Consider the following 18960-nt stretch of genomic DNA (forward strand, 5'->3'; position numbering starts at 1 on the left):
TCAAACATGAAGATCATAGGACTTCAGCAGATCATACAGCGTCGGGCGGCTGACCCCGAGCAGCTTGGCGGTATTCGAGATGTTACCTTCCGCGCGCGCCAAAGCATGCCGGATCGCAGCACGGTCTGCCGTTTCGCGCACTGCTTTCAGGTTCAGTGGCTCGGGCTCCGCATCGCCTGCCAGATCGAGATCGGCCGCGGTAATCGCCTTGCCTTCCGCCATGATCACCGCGCGCTTCATGCGGTTTTCGAGCTCGCGGACATTGCCGGGCCAGCCCCAGGCGTCGATCGCAGCGCGCGCATCAGGCGCAAGGCTCGTCACACTCGAGTTCATCGCTTTGGCGTATTTCTTCAGGAAATGCCGCGCGAGCAGCCCGGCATCACCCGTCCGCTCGGCGAGCGAGGGGATGCGCACAACGATTTCCGCCAGGCGGTAGTAGAGATCATCACGGAACCGGCCATCGGCGATCATCGCGTCGACATCCTGATGCGTCGCGCACACGATCCGCGTATCGACCGCGATCGGCTTGCGCCCGCCGATCCGCTCGATCACGCGTTCCTGCAGAAAACGCAGCAGCTTCACCTGCAATGGCAGCGGAATATCGCCAACTTCATCAAGAAACAGCGTGCCGCCCTGCGCCTGCTCGATCTTGCCCTCGGTGGTTTTGACCGCGCCCGTGAATGCGCCCTTTTCATGCCCGAACAATTCGCTTTCGAGCAGCGTTTCTGGAATCGCCGCGCAGTTGATCGCAATGAAAGCGCCCTTGTTGCGTCCGCTTGCCTCGTGCAGCCCGCGCGCCAGCAATTCCTTGCCGGTGCCGCTGGCGCCGAGCAGCATGACCGAGACATCGGCAGGCGCAACCCGCTCGATCGTGCGCGTCACCTTCATCATTTCGGGTGCGGCCGTAATCATGCCTCCCAATGCCGCATTGCCAGTCAAGCTTTCGGCAAGCCGCCGGTTTTCCGCTTCAAGCGCATGAACGTGGAAAGCGCGCGAGACGATCAGGCCCAGCTGATCGATGTCGATCGGCTTCTGGTAAAAATCCCACGCACCGTGCTCAATCGCCCGCAGCGCACTTTCGCGCGCGCCGTGGCCGGAGGCGACAACCACCTTGGTATCGGGCTTCAACGACAGGATCGCATCGAGCGTTGCGAACCCCTCGGTCACGCCGTCGGGATCGGGCGGCAGGCCCAGATCGAGCGTCACGACGTCGGGTGCCTCAGCGCGCAGCAGCGCCATCGCCTCCCCTCGGTCGCTCGCGACAAATACCTGATAGCCTTCATACGCCCAGCGCAGCTGGCGCTGCAGGCCCGGATCATCCTCGACGATCAACAATTTGCGGAGGTCGTTCATGCGGCCTGCCCGATCCGGTTTGTGCCTGCCAGGGCCGCGGGCAGCGTAATGCGAAAACGAGTGCCCTCACCCTCGCGGCTAAATGCTTCGACCCGCCCGCCCATCGCTTCGGCAAGCTGTCGCGCCTCGAAAGCACCCAGCCCGAACCCGCCCGCTTTGGACGATACAAAAGGCTTGAACAATTTGTCGCGGATGAACGCCGGGCTCATCCCCGCGCCGTGATCGACCACATCAATCGTGATCGCATTGTCCGCGCGCCCGACCATCACGATGATCGGGTCATCGACCGGGCTCGCCTCGATCGCGTTTTGGAGCAGGTGACCGAGCAGCTGTTCGACACGAACCGGATCAGCCACGGCGATCGCATCGCGCAGCCCTGCGGTCGCAATCGGGTGCTGCGTGCGGCGCAATGCAACAACGTGCTCGATCAGCGGCACGATCTCCACCGGCCCCAACGCATCGGGACGCCCGGTATGGTGTTGCGATAGCCGCGCGAGCAGATCGTTCATGCGCGCTGCCGAATCCTGCAATGTCGCGACCATATCAGCGCGAAAATCGGGGTTGTCAGCGTGACGTTCGGCGTTGCGTGCGACCAGGCTTAGCTGGCTGACGATGTTCTTGATGTCGTGCATGATGAAGGCAAAGCGACGGTTGAACTCGTCGAAACGCTGCGCATCCGACAGCGCCTCATGTGCCCGTGCCTCAGCCAGATAGCTCGCCACCTGCCGCCCCGCGATGCGGAGCAGATCGAGATCCTCCCAGTCGGGCCGCCGATCGATCGGCGGGCGCGCGAGCAGGATCGCGCCGGTCAGCTTGCCGAAATGAACCAGCGGCACCAGCACCCAGGCATCGGCGCGATCGAGCATCCAGATCGGCACGGTGTTGATCTCCGCCTGATCGGCGGTATCGGCGCGCACGCTATCGAGTTCGATGATCCGGCCAGTCGCCTCCAGATAGCGCGCCAGCATCGCTTCACCGCTTTGCGACGGTGCGGCCGCCAACTCCCAGTTCCACACCGCGCCTTGCCCCAGGCCTGAACCATCGGGCACCAGCAGCAAGCCGCCTGGCGAATCGGTCAGGTCTGCCACGGCCTTTACAATGCGTTCGTCGAGCGGTGCCGCTCCATCGCCCGGCTTGCCGAGCGTGTCCGTAAAGCGCAGCCATTCGGCGCGATAATCATAACGGTGGGTGAAGAAATGCTTGGCGAGCTTCACCTTGATCCAGGCACGTAGCCAAGGGCTCGATACGATCGTGACGAGCGCGGTGGTTGATCCAACCACGAAGGCTGTTTGCAGAATGCGCCCATAACCCCCGCCGACCGTCCCCAGCGCACTCGTCGCCAGCGCCATGCCGACCGCATAAAGCGCGAACCCACCGAGCGAGATCGACTGATAGGCAATCGTGCGCGACAGTTGCAGCGACCAATCCCCGTTGCGGTGCGCGGCCAGGGCGAAAAGCGGCGCGATCAAGACCATCGCCATACCGCGGACCAAGGTGAGCACCTGTGCTTGGGCGCCATCGATATAGGCGAGCAGATAGAGCCCGAGATCCAGCCCCCACATCAGCGCCAGCGCGGCGACGGCGAGCCGGATACCGCCCCGCGCAGCCGGTGCGACAGCCTTGTAGAGATGATCGACCAGCACCAACGCCGCGACCGCAACAAGCATCCGCATGATCACCGCGACCTGCTCGATCGCGAGATGATCCGGCGAATTTGGGAGCGCCGCCGACAGGACGGAAAGCCCGCACCCGACAATGACGACGATGCCGACCATCGCGTAGATGACGGCCACGGCGCCGCCCGAAGCCGCGCCGCGATCCCGCCGGACAAGGGCGCCCATGAAAACGATCCACGCCATATTGCGCGCGGACTCGGCGATCCAGCTCATCGGATCACCAACGCCGATACCGGCAATCGCCAGCGCCCAGAAGGCGGTCAGGGCGAGCGCGACCAGAAACGCCATGCGCGGCATCGCCGTGCCGGCACGGCGTACTTGCGACAGCGCGAGCACCCCGAACACCAAAGCAGCCATGGCGTGCGCCCAAAGGATCAACGTGGCGATCATCATGCTAGCGGGCCCCTTCGGGCCACAGCACCACACGGATCGTTTGCAACAGGATCAGCAGATCGAGAAAGGGCGAGTAATTCTTGGCGTAATACAGATCATATTCGAGCTTCTGGCGGCTGTCCTCGATCGACGCGCCGTAGGGATAGTTGATCTGCGCCCAGCCCGTGATGCCCGGCTTCACCATGTGCCGTTCGGCATAATAGGGCAGGTGCTGTTCGAGATCGTCGACGAATTGCGGGCGTTCGGGGCGCGGGCCGACAAAGCTCATCTCGCCCTTCAGCACGCTCCACGCCTGGGGCAGTTCGTCAATCCGCAGCTTGCGGATGATGCGGCCAATGCGGGTGATGCGCGGATCATCCTTTTCCGCCCACACGGCCTTGCCGTTCACCTCTGCATCGACGCGCATCGAGCGAAGTTTCACGATATCAAAGCCGACATTGTACAGGCCGACCCGGCGCTGGCGGTACAATACCGGACCCTTGCTTTCGAGCTTGATGGCGACCGCCGTGACGATGACCAACGGTGCCGTCAGCACGATCAGGATCAGGCTGGCGGCGATATCGAACAGCCGCTTGAAAACGCCCGACAGCATTCGGCCCGACGAGAAGCCATCCGAAAAGATCAGCCAACTGGGATTGACGCTGTCGAGATCGACGCGGCCCGTTTCACGTTCGAGAAAGGTCGAGATTTCGTTGACATGGACGCCGGTGGTCTTGATCCGCAGCAAATCCTTTAGCGGCAGCGCGTTGCGCCGTTCCTCTAGTGCGAGCACCACTTCGCTCGCGTTGAGCAGCACAACATGATCGGCAAGATTATAGATCGCGTCGCGCGCAATCGCCTCTGGAATGACGCGGTTCGCCTCGCTCATCGAGACGTAGCCGACGACAACGAACGCCGCGCCGGGCGTTTGCGCCATGGTTTTCAGTCGTTGCGCGCGCAATCCCGCGCCGAGCACAACGATCCGGCGCTTGAACGCCTGACTGCCCAATGTCTTGCCAAGCAGAATGCGCAGCAGGACCAGGCTGACGAGCGCCAACCCCATCCCGTACAGTAGATTCGATCGCCAGAAATCGAGCGCTGGCACCAGATAGAAGATGGCGCTTTGCAAAATGACGCCAAGGGACACTGCCACGATCAGGCGTGCCGTGGCAAAGCGCAGCGATTGCAGCGCATCGGCCCCGTAAACCCCTACCGCCATCATGGCGACATGTAGTGTAAAGGCAAAGCAGGTTAGCTGGGGAAGGCGCGTGACGATCGGCTCGACCGCGCGATCGAGCTGCCCCATCCGGAACATCCAGCCAAGCTCGCCGGCAACGAACAGCAGGATGAGATCCAGAATCGCGAGCAGCAGCACCGCGTTGGGGACATAATGCTTGAACAATTTGATCATGGCCCGCGCGTTCTACCTCGGGAAGTGTAAACAATTCCGACATGCCCGCCAGATTGCTCACGGATTTTTGTCGCATCGCCGGCGGTTCGATGCAGCGCTTTTCGTACCAGACCGTTTGAACGGACGGGCAGTTTGACTCTGTGATCGGTCGAGCTATCGCAAATGGCATGGGAAAAGTTGATGTCTGATCAAGCGCGCATCGTACCTGTCATCCTTTCGGGCGGTGCCGGGTCACGACTTTGGCCGATGTCGCGGCCCGAAATGCCCAAGCAGATGTTGCCCCTGACATCCGATCACACCATGATTCAGCTGACGGCAAAGCGCACCCACGATGCCGACCAGTTTGCCGCCCCCATTATCGTTTCCAATGCCTTGCACGGCGACATCGTCGAGGCACAGCTTCGCAATGTCGCTGTGTCGCCCCAAGCGATTATCCTCGAGACGATTGGCCGGAACACAGCCCCTGCGATTGCACTGGCGGCAATCGCGGCAGGGTCCGGCGACGCGCCGCTGCTGGTGATGCCTTCAGATCACGTGATCGACGATGTCGCTGCGTTTCATGATGCCATCACCCGTGCCCTGCCTTTAGTGCGCGATGGGTGGCTGATGACGTTCGGCATTGATCCGCACGCGCCCGAAACGGGTTATGGCTGGATCAAATCGGGCGCAGAAATTGTGTCCGGGGTGCATCAGGTCGCGCATTTTGTCGAAAAACCACCAATCGACCGCGCAGAGGCGATGCTGGCGGCGGGTGATCATTATTGGAATGGCGGCATTTTCCTTTTTCGCGCCGACGCTTATCTGGCGGCATTGGCGACATTCGAACCCGCGATGCTGGCCGCCGCCGAACAGGCGATGGCACTGGCCGCACGGAACGGCAACCGCATCATCCCCGATCCCGATGCGTTCGCCGCCTCCCCGGCCGAGTCTATTGACTATGCCGTGATGGAAAAGGCCGACCGCGTCGCCGTGGTGCCCGTCAATATGGGATGGAGCGATGTGGGCAGCTGGGATGCGCTCCACGCGCTCAGCGATTGCGATATCAACGGCAATGCCTGCCAAGGCGATGTCGTGACACTGGATACGACGAACAGCCTTGTGCGCACCGATGGCATTCGGATCGCAATGGTCGGCATGGACAATCTGATCGTGGTGGCCAGCGGCAATGACGTGCTGATCGTCCCACGCGGTCGATCACAAGAGGTGAAGCAACTGCTTGCGCTCATGAAGAACGACTAACGACAGCCGTTGATTGGCTTACCCGACCGGGTCGCGGGCAGGATTGCAACCCCGTCTAAGCGCCGAATACGCGGTTGTAGCGCGGGGTGAACGATAGCGCCTTCGGACAGGATGTAGAGGTGCGTCGGCTCCACCTTTCCCGCCGCCAGCATCGTCGATTCCGATGCCAGTCGGGCACGGCTGCGGCGCGATTCGCGTGCGACATAGGTGCGATTGGTCGATCGGCACGCGTGCATCGCCCGCCAGCTGAGCTCCTGGAGCAATTGCAGATCCTGCACATGGCTTGTCGGATGGAAATCGATCTGCGCGGCCTGTGCGACCAGCGCGTCCCAGCGCGAATCCGGCGTGCGACGATAGACGGTGCGGTCCTGCGCCCCTTCAGTCACGCTGCGCGTCGCCGCGAGCAGCGGGGCGATGTCCATCACCTGTAGTGCCAGCGCCGCCGCCAGCAGCAGCGCTGCCCGTCTCGTGCTCAGGCGATGCACCACCAGGATCGCTGCAAAGACCATCGCATAGGCAATCGGCCAGAACAGCCTGCCGCTCGCCCGGATCGGATCGAGCCCATCGATCATCCGCTGATCGAGCGGGATTCGGGCGACCACCTGGCCCTGAAAGGTGATGTGCGTTGACATCGCAAGCAGCGTCAGCACGACAAAGCCGGGCACCAGCCACAACAGTCGCCGCAACGTTGATTGGCCGATAACAGGTGCGCGATAGACCCCGAGGATCGCTATCGCGGCCGTGACCAGCGCCAGCAGCCCGGCACCCAGATATTGGAAGCCTTCGAAACCCTGGCCATTTGTTTCAGCTGTCGAGGGGAGAAGCGCGGTGTAGGAAGGGTTGGCGGGGTTCACCAGCGCATCAATCGCCATGGGGAACGCGCCATAACTGCCCGTCGATTCGAACGGTCCAGCAAAGCCGCCATTTAGGGCCACCAGCCCGACAATCATCATCATGACAAGCACGTGGCCCGGCAACAGCCGCCAACCTACCCCCTCACGCCCGACCAGCGCGGCCAGCACCGCACTCGCCCAGATCACCGCGACCATCAGCAGCAAATAGACATGCACCAGCGCCGCCACCCCCAGCACCGCTGCCCACCACAGCGGTGATCGGGCGCGACGCGGATCAATGAAGATCCACAGCGCCCACAGGATCAGCCAATGGGCACATAGGTTGACGTGGCCAATTCGGTTGAACAGGGCAGGCAGCATCGTCAGCAACGCCGTACCCAGCCACGCCGACAGGAAGTCAGGTGCCGTCCGCCGCACCAGCAGCCATGCGAACAGAACATGCAGCATCAGGCATGCGAGCAGCCAAAGCCCGATCAGCTGGATTTCCGGCGGCAACCACGCTGCAAACGGGCGCAACAGCAACCCCAGCAGCGGATTGCTGTCCGTAAATAGTAACGTCGCGCCGTCAGGTGCACCGAGCATCGCCTGATGCGTGCTCGGCCAGGCGCCGACGCGTAGATACGCGGCCAATCCCAGCGCTGACTGCCCGATATCCTGCCCGCGCAGTAGCCAGCCGACATTGGTTGGATCGAGGATCGCGACATGCACCCAGGCCGCGAACGCCAACAGGGCGAGGGCGATCAACGACAGGCCACGGGCGATGGGCGCAAACACCGGAAACGCCTAGCAATCAGGAGATGATATCAGGTTAACATTTCATGCCCGCGCATAGTCTTGCGATAATCATAACTAGATATATACCTAGCTATGTAATTGGCAGGAGTCGATCGATGGACGTGTTGGCGGCGCATGGCGGACTGTTTCTCGGAAGCCGCCTGAAGCGGCTCGCTGAGCGACTGCAGGGCGATGTTGCGTCGATCATCGCGGAGTCCGGCCTGCCGATCCAACCCGGCCAGTTCCCTTTGCTTGCCGCGCTCGATCATTCGGGGCCGATGACGATCGGCCAGCTGGTCGATGCCGTCGGCATCAGCCAGCCGGCGATCACGCGCATGCTGCCCCGGCTGGCTGCACTCGATCTGGTGACGATTGCCCGAATCGGGCGTGATCAGCGCCACAAGACGGTTTCGCTGACGCCGCAGGGCGAAGCGGCGATGGCGACGGCAAAGCGCGATGTGTGGCCCCGCGTCGAATCAGCCGTGGCGGCGCTTTGCGACGGATTGACCGGACCGTTGCTCGATCAGGTCTCCGCAATCGAGACCGCACTTGGAGAAGCCCCGCTGTCGGCGCGTGGCAACGGATTGGTCATCCGCGAGTTCAGCGATGCGTTGGCGCGAGATTTTCACGATATCAACGCCGAATGGATCACCAGCATGTTCCGGCTGGAAGATACCGACCGCGAGGTGCTGGAAAATCCGCGCGCCAGAATCATTGATCCCGGCGGTGTGATTCTGTTCGTCGAGGCTGCGGGGCTGGGCATTGTTGGCGCCTGTGCGCTGCAGAAAACCGGCGAACGCCAGTTCGAATTGACCAAGATGGGGGTGCGCAGCCGCGCGCAGGGCCGCAAGGTGGGCGAATTCCTGCTCCGGGCCGTGATCGATCGGGCGACCGCCATGCAAGTCGAGACGCTGTACCTGCTCACCAACGCGATTTGTGCGCCAGCTATCCACCTGTACGAAAAACTGGGCTTTCGGCATGACACGGCAATCATGCGCGATTTTGGGGCGCGCTATGCCCGGTGCGATGTCGCGATGCGCTATCATCCCCAAAAACTTGGAGGCTAAGCCCAAACCCGTTTCGACAGTGCAACTGAGCCGCGTTACAGGCGTTGGGCACGATATGGCTTTTGGGAGAGATAATGTGCGTCTTGGTGCGATCCTGTGTGCAACCCTGGCGCTGAGCAGCAGCGTCACCATCGCCGCCAACCCGCAGCAGCAGAACGACAACTCGGTCGGCCGCGCTGCGAGCCAGCCACTGCGCGACACGCGGATCAAGGAAGACAAGATCCCCGATGTGCTGTTGCTGGCGGCTTCGGCCCCTTATTCATCCGCCAATACCCAGAATTGCGCCATGATTACGCGCGAAGTGAACCGGCTGAACGCCGTGCTTGGTCCCGATGTCGATGCGCCTGCCCAGAAAAAGGGCGAAGGATCGGCCGTCGCCGCCGCGGCCGCGCGCGGCGTGGTGAGCAGCTTCATTCCCGGCCTTGGCCTGGTCCGTGTGATCACCGGCGCCGATAAGGCCCAGCGCCGCGCCGAAGCCGCCGTTTATGCCGGGTCAGTTCGTCGCGGCTATCTGAAAGGGCTTGGCCGTGCCAAGGGCTGCCGCGGCACCGCCGCCCCCCGGCCCGCCGCCGTCGCCGATCGGCCCGAACTACCGCAGGACAATCGGGACTAAGGCACGCTGAATAGAATCGGAAACATCATCCCCGTTCGCCCTGAGCGAATTCGAAGCCTGTCCTGAGCGCCTGCCTTGGCAGGCGGTCGAAGGGGGCAAGCGCTGCGCGAGGGCTTCGACTTCGCTCAGCCCGAACGGGCGTGAGAGTTGATCAACTAAAATGCCATCATCTTGCAGTCGACTAGCCTCGCTGGCGGCCGCGCCGTTCGCCTTTGCGTTCCTGCCGACGGGATTTGGCGATGGCGGCGGCGGCGCGGCGTTTGCCTTCGGCGGTTTCGCTGAACTTCACCTCGTCCATCGGCATCGCATTGCCGAGCTTTTCATCGAAGCCCAGCAATTTCAGGCTTTCGGCAAAATGCGCCGGCAGTTCTGCGGTCACGTCGATTTGCCCGCCATCGGGATGATCGATGCGGATGCGGCGCGCGTGCAGGTGCATTTTGCGGCTGACCCCGCCCGTCAGGAACGATGCCGCCCCGCCATATTTGCCGTCACCCACGATCGGGTGACCAATCGCGTTTAAATGCACCCGCAACTGATGCGTGCGCCCGGTAAAGGGCTGCAGCTCGACCCAGGCGGCGCGATTACCCGCGCGTTCGATCACGCGGTAACGGGTCCGCGCCGGGCTGCCATTTTCCTCATCGACATGCATTTTTTCGCCGCCCGACCCCGGCTGTTTGCCGATCGGCAATTCGATCATCCCGTCGAAAATATCCGGTACGCCGACGATCAGCGCCCAATAGACTTTGCGCGCTGTCCGGCTGGAAAAGGCCTTGGCGAAATGCCCCGCGGCGCGCGCGTTGCGCGCCACCAGCAGGGCGCCGCTCGTATCCTTATCGAGCCGGTGGACCAGCTTTGGCCGCCCCTCGCTGTCGAAGGTCAGTCCGTCGAGCAGGCCATCGACATGCTCGGTAGTCTTGGTGCCGCCCTGTGTCGCAAGACCGGGGGGCTTGTTGATGACGATCGCCTGAGAATCTTTGTGGATCACCAGTTCTTGGATGAACGCTTCCTCGTCGGGCGTCAGCGGCGTGCGCGTGCGGGCCGCGACTTTGGGTGCGTCCGTGCGAACGGGTTCGGCGGGTGGCACACGCAGCACCTGTCCCGCTGCCAGCCGAGCACCCGGCGTCGCGCGCGCGCCATCGATCCGCAGCTGCCCGGTACGTGCCCATTTGGCGACGGTGGTATAGCTGGTCGCCTCAAGATGGCGCTTGAACCAGCGATCGAGCCGGATGCCGTCATCCTCCGCCGACACGGTGAACTGGCGGACATCGCCGTGGCTGCCGACGCCAGTTTTGGGGGTATCGCTCATGCCAGCCCCCGCGTCATCGCCAGGCCAGCGAACAGCGCCAGCACCGCGCCAATCACGGACGCGAGCGCATAACCCAGCGCCGTCAGCATCGCGCCGCGTTCGAGCATCGTCACGAGTTCAAGCGAAAAAGCCGAAAAGGTGGTGAACCCGCCCAACACACCGACCGCCAGGAACAGCCGCGCCTGCTCGCCCGACACCATTCGCGCAAGCATCCCGACCAGCACGCCCATCGCGAGCCCGCCGATCAGGTTCACCGCCAGCGTCCCCCAGGGGTAATTCGAGCCCAGCCAGCCGAGCATCGCCTGGCCGACAAGGTAGCGCGCGGCAGCGCCCAGCGCCCCGCCCAACATCACAAGTGAAAGAGAAATCATGCCGCGCGTTAGCGCGAATACGCCACAAAGAGAACCCGTGCGCCAATTGGCGGCGCTTACTTGCCGTTATTGGCCACCAGATCGACGTCCGTACCGCCATCGGCGCGGGCGGTGGCGAACACCGCATAAGCGGCATTGCCCTGCGTCCCGGCAAGGACATGCTCGTCACCCTCGGCCTGATGCTCGGCCGAATAGCCGGCCTTGCTGACTCGGGTGTAATACCAGTCGAGCACCCTCTGCACTGGCGCGGCGCTTGCGAAGCTGACGACACGAAGCGCGCATGAACCCGCCTCGGTTCCCGCTGCTTCACGCACGCGGGCATCGGGATAAAGGGGCACCGCTGCGGGCAAGCGCTGTGCCCAACGTGTCGAATAGCTGATTGCGCCGGCACAGGCGCGTGCGCCGCGATTGGCTTGACGTTCGACAAGACCGCCAAGGGTGAGCGCTTCGCGCGCCGCGCTGCACTGGGTACAGGCCTGTCCCCGCACCGGGGCTGGTGCCGATTTCAGCGCTTCGCTGCTGCTCATATCCGTAGGGGCCCTGCCCGCCGACGTCATGTCGGGCGGCACCTGCGCCGAATAGGGCTGTGCCGGGGGGCGGATGGCATCATAATTGGCTTGGCCGACCAGCGCAGGATCAACCATGATCTGGTCTTGCAGCGCGCTCATCAGGGCTGGATCGCGCAGATTGCCGGTGCTGTTGCCATCGGCGAGTTCGGCATCGAGCGAATCGAGATTGGCATCGGCATCATTCGCCTGCGCGCAGGCGGCGAGCGCCAGCGGCAAACAGAAGATGGCAAGGGCATGACTGCCGCGACGACCCATGAAAACGCTCCCGAGCGGGTTCCCGATCGAACCACCGCACGCCATGGCCGAAAAACGGTTAAGGAAGCGTTCGGAGACGCTGGTTTGGCACTACCCCGCTCATCGAGGTGCTTGACATCAGTAATACAGTTACCTATTTTGGGATCATGCTTAATGTCCTCTCTCTGCTCGTCGGCCTTGTGGCCTTTGTCATCGCGCTTGTAGGGCTGGTGCCGTTGTTCGGCTGGCTCAACTGGATTGCCTTGCCGATCGCGGTGATCGGCACCGCGCTCGGCTTGATGTCGGACAGCAAGGCCGGGCGGAACCTGAATATCCTGGTGCTGGTGTTCGGCGGTTTCCGCCTGTTCATCGGCGGCGGCTTCATCTGATCGTCGTCTGAAACGACGTACACGAAAAAAGGGCCCGGCATTGCTGCCGGGCCCTTTTTCATTTGGTGATGCCTGACGGTTAGCGGCAAACAACCCGACCGCGATCGACCGACTGGCCGAGCAACGCACCGGCCGTACCACCGAGCAGCGCGCCGAGCGTCCGCGAACCGCCACCAGCAATCGAGTTACCGATCACGGCGCCCGAGATGCCACCGATGATCAGGCCGGTGGTCCCATCCGAACGGCGGCAATAGTAGCGATTATCGCGGCCACGATAGATCCGGTCGTTCCGCGTCAGGCGGCGCGGCTGATAATAGCTGCCATCGCGATAATATTGATCCGCATAATAAGCGCGCTGGCCACGTGGCAGACGATTATAATCATAGTTCCGATACTGGCGCCAATCGCGCTGGTTGCGATTCTGGAACTGACGCTGGTCTTGGCGGGCATCTTGCCGAGCATCGCGAACGTCCTCGCGATAGTCCTGCCGGGCATCGCGCACATCACGACGCGAATCGGCGTTGCGCAGGTCGTCACGATATTCCTGGCGGGCATCGCGCACGTCACGATTATACTCGCGCTGGGTCTGCGCCGGGGTCTGGGCAGAGGCCGAGACCCCCGGGACCATCACGGCAGCAATGGCGGCGGCCAACATAGTGAAACGCATTGGTTCATTCCTTTTTCCGTTGAACTGCCACTACAACGAACAGGGGATACGCAAGTTGCGTGAACAGAAAATGACGACACGTTCATGCAATCGAAAGATAAGATAATGAAATTACACGGCAAAAAGGGCGCAGTTCGCACCGCGCCCTTTTCATTGCTGTGCCGATTGTTTAGCGGCAGCGCTTCTTCGCGGTGATCGAGCGATCGATTGCCCGGCCAGCGAACGCGCCGCCGACGCCACCGGCAACCGTGCCGAGCAGCCCGCCGCCAATTGCGTTACCAACCACGGCACCGCCCACGCCACCGGCGATCAGGCCCGTCGTGCCATCCGAGCGACGGCAATAGGTCTTGCCGTTACGCGTGTAGACGCGCAGCTTATAGGTCTTCTTGCGGGCTTCGGCCTGGGTGGGAAACGAAACCGTCGCGACCGGAACGACGAGCGAGACTGCGGTCAGTGCCATCAAAAACTTGCGCATCGAATAAACTCCCTAATTTGGTTGGCTTGGCGTCATCAAATTCTGTGGGTGTAACGCTGCGATAGTGAAACGAGTTTCATGAACTGAAAACAACAATCGGTTCATGTTCGCCGTGTCGTGGGGGAGTTGCGCCGGACGGTGCAAAACCATGCACGATATCCACGTTATCCACAGGCCGGCTCCATCGAATCACGCTTGGTGCGACTCGGATTTGATGACAGCATCATGACTGTAAGCAGCGGGTCACAACGCAGGAAACTGCAGCAAGATCAGCTTCTTAGGCCGGGATTTCGCGCAGGTGCCGAAAGGAAACCGTGGGGAAACCAGGTGGGATGTCGATCGGTGGAGGCGGCGGGCACGCGCAAGCGGGCAACGTGCTGAACGCTGGGCCGGCAACCGAATGTCTCGGGAAACTCGAAAGGGTGAAACGGGGCAGGATGCAAGCTGTCGGTTGGGCGCGGGTTCGCAAGAGCGCGCACCAAACCGACGGGGAGCAACCGAAAGCGCGACGCCTGATGCCCCCCGCGGCACCGGCTGAGCATGCCGCCGAAACCAGAAGGCGCGGGGGAACCGAAAGGAACCCTAAGCGGATCGAAGTCCGGCGACCGGGGGTCGGCAGGAATGCCGGCCCCCATTTTCGTTTTTGGGCGCGGCCCATGCCAGTGTGGCGGAGAGGAGTGTCTTCGCGACTTGCCCACGATCCGCTAAGCCAGCACCATGTCGCCAATCATCCCCACCGCCACCACTGTACTCCCGGCGATTGCGCCGTGGCTGGATGTTGTTGCGATTTCGCTGTTCGCGGCTACCGGCGCACTTGCTGCGGCAAAACGTGAGCAAACGATCGTCACCGCGTGCTTCTTCGCGCTTGTCACCGGGGTGGGCGGCGGCACGGTGCGCGACTTGCTGATCGGTGCGCCAGTATTCTGGGTGAGCGACAGCCGCGTCGCCGCCGCTTGCCTCATCGTGGCGATGCTGATCTGGATCACGCCGGTGCGCTGGTGGCAGGGATCGGCGCTCGACTGGTTCGATGCAGTCGGGCTGGCTGCCTATGCGGTGTTCGGCGCGGCAAAGGCGCTTGATTACGGCATCCCGCTCGTCCCCGCCGCGCTGATGGGCGTGGTCACGGCCTGCGTCGGCGGCATCATCCGCGATGTGCTGGCGGGCGAACCGTCGATCATCATGCGGCCGGAGATTTACGTGACGGCGGCGGCGCTCGCGGCGGGGTTGTATGTTGCCCTCGTCACGATCGGCACGCCCGGCACGATTGCCGCGATCATCGCGGCAGGCGCAGGTTTTTCGTTGCGCGCAGCCGCGATCAGCTGGAAACTGGCGCTGCCGGCCTATCGTTCGCCGGGCACCAAGGGCTAAAGCCGGGCCAACAAATTGATGCTCGCGGCATGGTTGGTTCGATCGGGGCCCCGCCGAAAGATCGTCTGGTTGAGGTAACCTGGCTCGAGGTTGACCTGCTTGCTCAACGGTATGGATAGGCCGACAAAGGTGCGAACTTGGTCCACCCCGGCGCGGGCACCCCAATCCGTGCTGTTGGCGGCGTAAAATCCCTCAGCGAAGATCACGCCCGATACCTTGCCGCCGCGCTGCAGCGACATTTGCGCTCGGACGAATTGGCGTAGTCGCCAACCCGTGTCACGTCGCCCTTCAATCATCCGTTGCTCGATCCGCGACCGGCCCCAGACGTACAACCCACGCCCATTGCGCACGATGGGAAAGCTCAGCTGTTCCCAAACCCGATGTTCGTTGGTTGCCGCACCATTGGCGGGATCAGTCCGGACGAATGCATAGCCGAGGTGCGCTGTCGTATCGCGCGCCAGTCGCAGGCCAATGGCCGGGCGGATGATGATCTGCGTACCGCGAGTGGCGTCGGTAAACCGGGTCTGACCCTCCGCCCAGAAAATCAGATCGCCCTTGATCGATCCCTGCGCGAGCGCCTGCGCCCAAGCCTGGCCGTCATCCTGTGCTTGAACGGGTACGGCGGCGAGCGCCACCAAAGTCGGCACCACCAACCGGACGATCGTTTTCATCAGGCCCGTACCAGCCCCACCTCGCTGAACGGCCGTGGTTCCACTGGCGGCACGCTCGGTTCGTTCAGCTCACATTGCCAGAAGCCGACATCGATCCACTGGCCCTGCTTGTAGCCGACCTCACGGTACACCCCGGCGCGACGGAACCCGACCGCCTCGTGCAGCCGGATTGATCCATCATTGGGCAGCGCGATTGCGCCGATCGCCTGGGTGAAGCCCTGGACGCGCAACGTGTCGATCAGCGCCTCATACAGCAGCCGCCCGGCGCCCTGCCCCTGCACAGCGCCCGCGACATAGATCGATGTCTCGACGACATAGCGATAGGCAGGCCGATCACGGAACTGGCTGGCATAGGCATAAGCGAGCACGCCGCCGCCTTCGGGATCGCCATTGGTGGCGACCAGCCAGGGGTAAAGTCCGCCCGATGCCGCCATCCGCGTGCGCATCTGGCGGGTATCGGGTGCATCGGTTTCAAACGACACCGTGCCGCTCAGCACAAATGGCGCATAGATTGCCGCAATCGCCGCCGCATCGTCGGGCGTCGCCGCGCGGATGGCGATCACAGGCCGAGGCGCGCCAGTACGATGTCCATCAGCCGCACATCATCACGGCCCGGTGCGGCCGGCGCGAGCCCGCCGCATTCGAGGCAGCGCGCCTGCACCGAACCGCCGCGCACCAAACGCTGCATGTCGCCCAGCGCCTGCGCGAATACCGCACGACGATCCCGCGCGATCCGGGCAAAGGCGTCGCCCGCCTGATCGGCTTCTTCTTCTTCATCCTTGCGCGAGAAATCCCCGGCAAACTTGGCGAACCAACCCGGCTTCTTCTCGAGATACTCGGCATGAACCTTTTTCGGATCGAGCTTGGCGCGGCGCGCCGCTTCGTCGATCGCGTCCTGCAGCGTGCCGAACCGGTCGACCAGACCGATCTGGCGCGCGGTGCCGCCGTCCCACACGCGGCCCTGCGCGATACTGTCGACCTTTTCGACGGACATTTTGCGGGCAGATGCGACGCGGGACAGGAACTGGGCATAGCCGTGCTCGATGCCGGACTGCAGGATCGAATCGACCTCCGCATTGGTGCCGGCAAACACATCGGGCTGGCCGCTAAGGGGGCTGCTTTTCACACCGTCTGCGGTGATGCCAAGCTTGCTCAGGCTCTTCTCAAAGGTCGGGATGATCCCGAAAATGCCGATCGATCCGGTGATCGTATTCGGTTCAGCAAAAATCACATCGCCCGCCGTTGCTACCCAATAGCCGCCCGAAGCCGCCACCGAACCCATCGAGATGACGACAGGAAGTTTCTGCGCCTTGGCCTCAAGTACAGCCTGCCGGATCGTTTCAGACGCCAGTGCCGAGCCACCCGGCGAATCGACGCGGACAACCAGCGCCTTTAGCGTCTTCTTGGCCAGACCATCGAGCACCAGCTTGGAGATCGTCGCGCCGCCTGCGGTGCCTGCACCCGCTTTGCCGTCGACGATGTCACCCGCGACGGTGATCACGCCGATCGCGTCGCCCGTCTTGGACAGCGGATTTGCCTTTACATAATCGTCGTAGCGGATCGTGGCGAATGTCGGTGCGCCCTTGCCGGTCTTCTTGCCCGCAATTTCGATCACGCGGGCGGTGAAGGCGGCACGATCACCCAGCTTATCGATCAGTCCAGCCTTCATATTGGCAGCGGCGATATCGCCCTTGGTGGCAGCCACCAGCGCGCCCGGCGTTGCCAGGAACTGCGCAGACTGCGCCTTTGGCCGCGCCTTGCCGACGGCGTCCTTCCAGTCGGTCAGCAGCGATCCGTACAGCGCTTCGCTTGCGGCGCGCGCTTCGGGCGACTGATCGGTACGGGTATAGGGTTCGACAAACGACTTGAACTTGCCGACGCGGTAGACGTGAACGTTCACGCCCAGCTTATCGATCAGCCCCTTGTAATAAAGCTGCGAGCCGCCGGGGCCGGTGAACAGCGTGCCGCCCATCGGGTTCATCCAGATCTCGCTGGCATTCGCCGCCAGACGATAGCCCGAATCGGTATAGCCGGTTGCATAAGCAAGCACGGGCTTGCCGCTGCTGCGCACCCGGCCGAGCGCGGCGGCGACTTCGCTGACTGCGGCGGGATACCCGCCAGCAAAACTATCAAGATCGAGCACGATCGCCTTGACGCGCTTGTCGTCCTTGGCGGCATCGATCACGCGGACCAGATCGCGAAGCCGGATTTCACGAGGGCCACTATCGCCACCGAAATTGAATTCGGGATCGGCAGGCTGCTCGACGATGACGCCAGCCAGATCGAGCAGCAGCGCGCCATCCTTGATCCCGCCGGCGTTCGGCCGCGATGAAAGCCCGGCGAACAACACGCCAAAGAACAACAGCATCGCAATCAGGACCAGACCGTCCTTGATGCCGACCAACAGCTTCCAGGCTCCGCGCACCAGTTTCACTGCTTTTGCTCCCAATTAGATCCGAATGGCGTAACCCGAACGGGGATAACCCCCGCTTGACCGCATATCGCTAGCCTATGCGCAGCGTTGAGTAAATGACCCGTATTACACCGGCAATACAGGCTTGGGACGGTTACATTTTCGCGTTTTCATCGGCGCGCAGTGCCTTGACGAATCTGTCGGCCGACCACATATGCGCCGTGCTGGCACTCGCCAACTGTGAGTGCTAACGACCATTTCACTCTGACCTTATGGAAAGGATCGAACGCATGAACTTTCGTCCCTTGCACGATCGCGTTCTCGTTCGCCGCGTTGAAGCCGAAGAAAAAACGGCTGGCGGCATCATCATCCCCGAAACCGCCAAGGAAAAGCCGCAGGAAGGCGAAGTCGTCTCCGTCGGCACCGGCACCCGCGCCGATGACGGCAAGATCACCCCGCTGGATGTCAAGGCCGGCGACAAGATCCTGTTCGGCAAATGGTCGGGCACCGAGGTCAAGGTTGGCGGCGAAGACCTGCTGATCATGAAGGAATCGGACATTCTTGGGATTGTTGGCTGACACCAACGGGCTCGGGATTGTTGGCTAACGCCAACGAGCTCGGGATTGTTAGCTAAAACCAACCGCTTGGGCATCGTCGGCAAAACCGCTCGATACCCGCAACTTCCGCAACTTCACATTTTCGAAAGGGTAGCCACATGGCAGCCAAGGACGTAAAATTTTCGCGTGACGCACGTGAACGCATTCTGCGCGGCGTCGACATTCTCGCCGATGCCGTGAAGGTCACGCTGGGGCCAAAGGGCCGCAACGTCGTGATCGACAAGAGCTTCGGTGCGCCCCGCATCACCAAGGACGGCGTTACCGTCGCCAAGGAAATCGAACTCAAGGACAAGTTCGAGAACATGGGCGCGCAGATGCTGCGCGAAGTCGCCTCCAAGACCAACGATGTTGCCGGTGATGGCACCACCACCGCGACCGTGCTCGCCCAGGCGATCGTTCGTGAGGGCATGAAGTCGGTTGCCGCCGGCATGAACCCGATGGACCTGAAGCGCGGCATCGACCTCGCGGTCATCGAAGTCGTCAAGGACCTGAAGGCGCGCTCCAAGCCCGTTTCCGGCACC

The 18960-nt window shown here is 62.6% G+C and carries 19 protein-coding genes; 7 read left to right on the top strand and 12 right to left on the bottom strand.

The genetic code is table 11. The features are described 5' to 3' along the window. Genes prsR through B7Y49_RS02685 form a run of 3 tightly spaced genes read right to left on the bottom strand, consistent with a single transcriptional unit; the run spans position 1 to position 4812 of the window. Positions 1 to 1353: a PEP-CTERM-box response regulator transcription factor gene (gene prsR / locus B7Y49_RS02675; protein ID WP_374126020.1), complete on the bottom strand. Its 1353-nt coding sequence runs from the start codon at positions 1351 to 1353 to the stop codon at positions 1 to 3. After that, positions 1350 to 3422, bottom strand: a complete 2073-nt coding sequence (gene prsK / locus B7Y49_RS02680; protein WP_374126021.1) for an XrtA/PEP-CTERM system histidine kinase PrsK — start codon at positions 3420 to 3422, stop codon at positions 1350 to 1352. The genes prsR and prsK overlap by 4 nt, the downstream gene beginning before the upstream one ends. 1 nt (position 3423) lies before the next feature. Continuing rightward, positions 3424 to 4812 carry a TIGR03013 family XrtA/PEP-CTERM system glycosyltransferase gene (locus B7Y49_RS02685; protein WP_374126022.1) on the bottom strand — a complete coding sequence of 463 codons (1389 nt, stop codon included), beginning with the start codon at positions 4810 to 4812 and terminating at the stop codon, positions 3424 to 3426. A 180-nt stretch (positions 4813 to 4992) separates the two neighbouring features. Between B7Y49_RS02685 and B7Y49_RS02690 the strand changes: the two genes are divergently transcribed. After that, the gene (locus B7Y49_RS02690) at positions 4993 to 6051 is read left to right on the top strand and encodes a mannose-1-phosphate guanylyltransferase (protein ID WP_374126023.1); all 1059 of its coding nucleotides are present in this window, start codon (positions 4993 to 4995) and stop codon (positions 6049 to 6051) included. On the opposite strand, the gene B7Y49_RS02695 is transcribed toward B7Y49_RS02690, so the two are convergent. Continuing rightward, entirely contained in the window at positions 6048 to 7679 is a 1632-nt protein-coding gene (locus B7Y49_RS02695; RefSeq protein WP_374126024.1) for a DUF6311 domain-containing protein, read from the bottom strand. The two genes, B7Y49_RS02690 and B7Y49_RS02695, sit on opposite strands and share 4 nt — an antisense overlap. Before the next feature lie 116 nt (positions 7680 to 7795). On the opposite strand from B7Y49_RS02695, the gene B7Y49_RS02700 reads away from it, so the two are divergent. Both B7Y49_RS02700 and B7Y49_RS02705 read left to right on the top strand, forming a co-directional pair. After that, complete coding sequence (locus B7Y49_RS02700) at positions 7796 to 8746, top strand: GNAT family N-acetyltransferase (protein ID WP_374126025.1); 951 nt, start codon at positions 7796 to 7798, stop codon at positions 8744 to 8746. A gap of 76 nt (positions 8747 to 8822) precedes the next feature. Continuing rightward, a complete protein-coding gene (locus B7Y49_RS02705) occupies positions 8823 to 9359 on the top strand; it encodes a hypothetical protein (RefSeq protein WP_374126026.1) in 537 nt (178 codons plus the stop codon). A gap of 181 nt (positions 9360 to 9540) precedes the next feature. Here the strand turns inward: B7Y49_RS02705 and B7Y49_RS02710 are convergent, their stop codons facing one another. The 3 genes from B7Y49_RS02710 to B7Y49_RS02720 are packed head-to-tail and all read right to left on the bottom strand — an operon-like array spanning position 9541 to position 11860. Beyond that, positions 9541 to 10665, bottom strand: a complete 1125-nt coding sequence (locus tag B7Y49_RS02710) for an RluA family pseudouridine synthase (RefSeq protein ID WP_374126027.1) — start codon at positions 10663 to 10665, stop codon at positions 9541 to 9543. Further along, a complete protein-coding gene (gene crcB, locus B7Y49_RS02715) occupies positions 10662 to 11036 on the bottom strand; it encodes a fluoride efflux transporter CrcB (protein ID WP_374126028.1) in 375 nt (124 codons plus the stop codon). The genes B7Y49_RS02710 and crcB overlap by 4 nt, the downstream gene beginning before the upstream one ends. 56 nt (positions 11037 to 11092) lie before the next feature. Beyond that, positions 11093 to 11860: a hypothetical protein gene (locus tag B7Y49_RS02720; protein WP_374126029.1), complete on the bottom strand. Its 768-nt coding sequence runs from the start codon at positions 11858 to 11860 to the stop codon at positions 11093 to 11095. A 146-nt stretch (positions 11861 to 12006) separates the two neighbouring features. Between B7Y49_RS02720 and B7Y49_RS02725 the strand changes: the two genes are divergently transcribed. Beyond that, positions 12007 to 12228: a hypothetical protein gene (locus B7Y49_RS02725; protein WP_374126030.1), complete on the top strand. Its 222-nt coding sequence runs from the start codon at positions 12007 to 12009 to the stop codon at positions 12226 to 12228. 79 nt (positions 12229 to 12307) lie between these two features. On the opposite strand, the gene B7Y49_RS02730 is transcribed toward B7Y49_RS02725, so the two are convergent. Next, on the bottom strand, positions 12308 to 12895 hold the full coding sequence (locus B7Y49_RS02730; protein WP_374126031.1) for a glycine zipper 2TM domain-containing protein: 588 nt from the start codon (positions 12893 to 12895) through the stop codon (positions 12308 to 12310). A 169-nt stretch (positions 12896 to 13064) separates the two neighbouring features. Continuing rightward, complete coding sequence (locus tag B7Y49_RS02735; RefSeq protein WP_374126032.1) at positions 13065 to 13370, bottom strand: hypothetical protein; 306 nt, start codon at positions 13368 to 13370, stop codon at positions 13065 to 13067. A 717-nt stretch (positions 13371 to 14087) separates the two neighbouring features. On the opposite strand from B7Y49_RS02735, the gene B7Y49_RS02740 reads away from it, so the two are divergent. After that, positions 14088 to 14738 carry a trimeric intracellular cation channel family protein gene (locus tag B7Y49_RS02740; protein ID WP_374126033.1) on the top strand — a complete coding sequence of 217 codons (651 nt, stop codon included), beginning with the start codon at positions 14088 to 14090 and terminating at the stop codon, positions 14736 to 14738. On the opposite strand, the gene B7Y49_RS02745 is transcribed toward B7Y49_RS02740, so the two are convergent. Genes B7Y49_RS02745 through sppA form a run of 3 tightly spaced genes read right to left on the bottom strand, consistent with a single transcriptional unit; the run spans position 14735 to position 17843 of the window. Beyond that, a complete protein-coding gene (locus B7Y49_RS02745; RefSeq protein ID WP_374126034.1) occupies positions 14735 to 15409 on the bottom strand; it encodes a DUF2490 domain-containing protein in 675 nt (224 codons plus the stop codon). The genes B7Y49_RS02740 and B7Y49_RS02745 overlap by 4 nt on opposite strands. Beyond that, entirely contained in the window at positions 15409 to 15972 is a 564-nt protein-coding gene (locus tag B7Y49_RS02750; protein ID WP_374126035.1) for a GNAT family N-acetyltransferase, read from the bottom strand. Before B7Y49_RS02750 ends, B7Y49_RS02745 begins: the two co-directional genes overlap by 1 nt. Next, entirely contained in the window at positions 15969 to 17843 is a 1875-nt protein-coding gene (sppA, locus tag B7Y49_RS02755; protein WP_374126036.1) for a signal peptide peptidase SppA, read from the bottom strand. The genes B7Y49_RS02750 and sppA overlap by 4 nt, the downstream gene beginning before the upstream one ends. A 269-nt stretch (positions 17844 to 18112) precedes the next feature. On the opposite strand from sppA, the gene groES reads away from it, so the two are divergent. Both groES and B7Y49_RS02765 read left to right on the top strand, forming a co-directional pair. Next, positions 18113 to 18400 (top strand): co-chaperone GroES, encoded by a 288-nt coding sequence (gene groES, locus B7Y49_RS02760; protein WP_374126037.1) that lies wholly within the window; start codon positions 18113 to 18115, stop codon positions 18398 to 18400. Positions 18401 to 18537: 137 nt separating this feature from the next. After that, positions 18538 to 18960: TCP-1/cpn60 chaperonin family protein (locus B7Y49_RS02765; RefSeq protein ID WP_374126038.1), on the top strand; the 423-nt coding region annotated here is incomplete at its 3' end.

The organism is Sphingomonas sp. 28-62-11, from assembly GCF_002278865.1.
Taxonomy (GTDB): domain Bacteria; phylum Pseudomonadota; class Alphaproteobacteria; order Sphingomonadales; family Sphingomonadaceae; genus Sphingomonas.